This is a genomic window from Nonomuraea sp. NPDC003201, assembly GCF_053590415.1.
Genome location: NZ_JBSFTC010000609.1, coordinates 1 through 3,218 on the forward strand (window position 1 = coordinate 1; position 3,218 = coordinate 3,218).

Sequence of the window (3,218 nt, forward strand, 5' to 3'; positions counted from 1 at the left end):
GGCGCACCGGGACTCAGGTGCATCGTCGTACTGATCATGTAGTAGACATCCCGGCCCTCATTATTCTGCGCGGCATCCACGCTCCCGCAAGCCGTGCGGGGCGATGAGCGTGAAGGCGTCGCTGGCCACCTGCGGCGTCGCGGCGCAGACCAGGATCCGGTACGGGCTGCGCCCGTCCGCCAGCCGGGCCCGCCCGAACACCTCGATCGGCGTCGCCAGGTCGGCCGCCACCACATGGTCCAGAGCCAGGACCGCCACCGTGTGCATGAGGACACGGTAGGCGCTCACGGGTTCGGGCCGGATGGCGGGAACCCGTTGGAAATTGTCGATCCAGCCCATGGGGAGCCGTGGCCGCGCGCTCTAGCGTTGCGCTGCGAGAACCGGAGAACCCCAACCTCAGAACGGATTGCCACACCCCATGTCCGTCATCATGCCGATCGTCATCGGGCTGATCTGCGTTTCCCTCCTGTCCCTGATCCCCGAGCCGCAACGGCGCCAGGTCAACGCCGTGCTGGTCGGCGGGGCCGGCGCCGCCTACCTCAGCGGGGGCGGACTCGGGTACTGGGAGTTCGTCCTGCCGGTCGTCATGACCTACGTCGCCTACCGGGGGCTCGACAGCTGGACCTGGATCGGCATCGGCTGGCTGCTCCACACCGCCTGGGACATCCTGCACCACCTCCAGGGGAACCCCCTCCTGCCCTTCGCCGCCCTTTCCTCCTTCGGCTGCGCCATCTGCGACCCGGTCGTGGCGCTGTGGTGCTTCGCGGGCGGGCCATCGATCGTCAAGTGGTTCCGCGCCCGCAAAGCCGCGACGCCGCAGGCATAGGGCCCCGGTCAGTCCAGCCCGCCGCGTTTGACCAGCTGGGCGGCGATGACGTTGCGCTGGATCTCGTTGGTGCCCTCGCCGACGATCATCAGCGGCGCGTCACGGAAGTAGCGTTCCACGTCGAACTCGGTGGAGTAGCCGTAGCCGCCGTGGATGCGTACGGCGTTGAGCGCGGCTCTCATGGCGGCCTCGGAGGCGAACAGCTTCGCCATGCCGGCCTCCATGTCGCAGCGCGCGCCGCTCTCGTAGCGCTCGGCGGCGTGCAGGATGAGCTGGCGGGCGGCGGTCAGGTCGGTGGCCATGTCGGCGAGGTGGTTGCCGACGGCCTGGTGCTTCCAGATGGGCTTGCCGAAGCTCTCCCGCTCCTGCGCGTAGCGCAGGGCGTCGTCGAACGCCGCGCGGCCCACCCCCAGGGCCCGGGCGGCGACCTGGATGCGGCCGACCTCCAGGCCCTTCATCATCTGCGCGAAGCCACGGCCCTCCTCGGCGCCGAGGAGGGCGGTGAGCGGCGCCCGGTGGTCCTCGAAGACCAGCTCGCAGCTCTCGACGCCCTTGTAGCCGAGCTTGGGCAGGTCGCGCGAGACCGTCAGGCCCGGCCCGTGTTCGATGAGCAGGATGGAGATGCCCTTGTGGCGCGGCCGCGCGGAGGGGTCGGTCTTGCACATGAGGGCGATCAGCTGGGAGCGGCGGGCGTTGGTGATCCACGTCTTGGCGCCGTTGACCACGAAGTCGTCGCCGTCCCGGCGGGCGGCGGTGGTCATGGCCTGCAGGTCCGAGCCGCCACCGGGTTCGGTCAGCGCCATGGTCGCGCGGATCTCGCCGGTCGCCATCCTGGGCAGGTAGTGGTCCTTCTGCTCCTGCGTGCCGAAGGCGAGGATGAGCTTGGACACGACGGTGTGCCCGCCCATGGCGCCGGCCAGGCTCATCCAGCCACGGGCGAGCTCGGCGGTGACCAGGGCGTAGCACGGCATGGACACCGGCGCCTCGCCCCAGGGTTCGGGGATGGCCAGGCCGAAGATGCCCAGCCGCTTCATCTGCTCGATGAGCTTGTCCGGGTATGCGTTGGCGTGTTCCAGGTCGCGGGCGACGGGCCGGACCTCCCGCTCGACGAAGTCGCGGACCGTGTCGACGACGGCTTGTTCCTCGGTGGTGAGCCCAGTGGTGAGCCCGGTATTGAGCATGGTCCTGCGTCCTCTGCTGATCTTGTGGCCGGTGCCGAGCACCCCGCCCGAACCGGCGGCGGTGATCGGCCATCTAACGAACCATGACAGCAGACCCGCTGCGTCCGGGGGATCCGTCGAGGCTGGGCCGCTACCGGCTGGCGAGCAGGCTCGGCTCGGGCGGCCAGGGCGTCGTCTACGAGGGCTACGACGAGGCGGCCAACCGCGTGGCGGTCAAGGTCCTGCACGCGTACCTGTCCGGCGACTCTCCCCTGCGCCGCCGCTTCAGCCGGGAGGTGACCGCCGCGCGGCAGGTCGCCTCGTTCTGCACCGCTCGCATCCTGGATCACGACCTCGAAGGCGAGCGCCCCCACATCGTCAGCGAGTTCGTCCCCGGCCCGAGCCTGCGCGCGGCGGTGGCGGAGGGAGCGCCGTTCTCGGGTGACCCGCTGCACCGGCTGGCCGTGGGCGTGGCCACCGCGCTGGCCGCCATCCACCAGGCGGGCGTGGTGCACCGCGACCTGAAGCCGGAGAACGTCCTGATGGGGCCCGACGGGCCACGAGTGATCGACTTCGGTATCGCCAGGGCCGCGGGCCTGTCGATGACCTCGACGGGCGAGCTGGCCGGGACCCCGATGTACATGGCGCCGGAGCTGTTCTCCGGGGGCCGGGCCGAGCCGGCGGCCGACGTGTTCGCCTGGGGCTCGGTGGTGCTGTTCGCCGCGACGGGGCGCGACGCGTTCACCGCCCCGACGACGATCGCGGTCATCAACCGGCTGCTCAACCACGACCCTGACGTCGATGTCCTGCCCGAGGTGCTGCGCGAGCTGGTTCGCGCCGCGCTGTCCAAGGACCCGGCCGCGCGTCCTTCCGCGCAGCGCCTGCTGCTGACGCTGCTCGGCGGCGAGCACACGACGCTGGCCGAAGGCGCCGAGGCCGCCGCGGGGGTGCGCCCTTCCGGCGGGCCGGCCGCCGACCCGGCGCTCGGCGCGGTGGCCGAGCGGTTCTACGCCGGGCTGCCGGCGTCCGAGCGCGAGGTCGCGCGCGATCTGCTGCTGCGGCTGGTGGACGTCCGCGACGGCGACGAGGCGCCGCGCACCGCCACCCTGGACGAGCTGATCGAGGTACGGCACGAGGCCGCCGAACGGGTGCTCGCCGCGCTCGAGCGCGAACCTGCCCAGGCGGCTCGGCGACGTTCCGAAGGACTGGAAGCCGGTGCTGGTCAGGGCGTT

General features: G+C 71.4%; 4 protein-coding genes. 2 read left to right on the forward strand and 2 right to left on the reverse strand.

Translation table 11 applies throughout. From position 1 onward, the window contains the following. Positions 1-60: 60 nt before the first annotated feature. Positions 61-267, reverse strand: a complete 207-nt coding sequence (locus tag ACWDX9_RS61555; RefSeq protein WP_449973157.1) for a hypothetical protein — start codon at positions 265-267, stop codon at positions 61-63. 151 nt (positions 268-418) lie between these two features. Between ACWDX9_RS61555 and ACWDX9_RS61560 the strand changes: the two genes are divergently transcribed. Beyond that, a complete protein-coding gene (locus ACWDX9_RS61560; RefSeq protein ID WP_449973158.1) occupies positions 419-826 on the forward strand; it encodes a DUF6010 family protein in 408 nt (135 codons plus the stop codon). Between the two features lie 8 nt (positions 827-834). Here the strand turns inward: ACWDX9_RS61560 and ACWDX9_RS61565 are convergent, their stop codons facing one another. Next, positions 835-2,007, reverse strand: coding sequence for an acyl-CoA dehydrogenase family protein (locus ACWDX9_RS61565; RefSeq protein WP_449973159.1), 1,173 nt, complete (start codon positions 2,005-2,007; stop codon positions 835-837). A gap of 83 nt (positions 2,008-2,090) precedes the next feature. Here ACWDX9_RS61565 and ACWDX9_RS61570 point away from each other — a divergent pair. After that, a partial coding sequence (locus ACWDX9_RS61570) for a serine/threonine-protein kinase (RefSeq protein WP_449973160.1) occupies positions 2,091-3,218 on the forward strand: 1,128 nt, incomplete at its 3' end.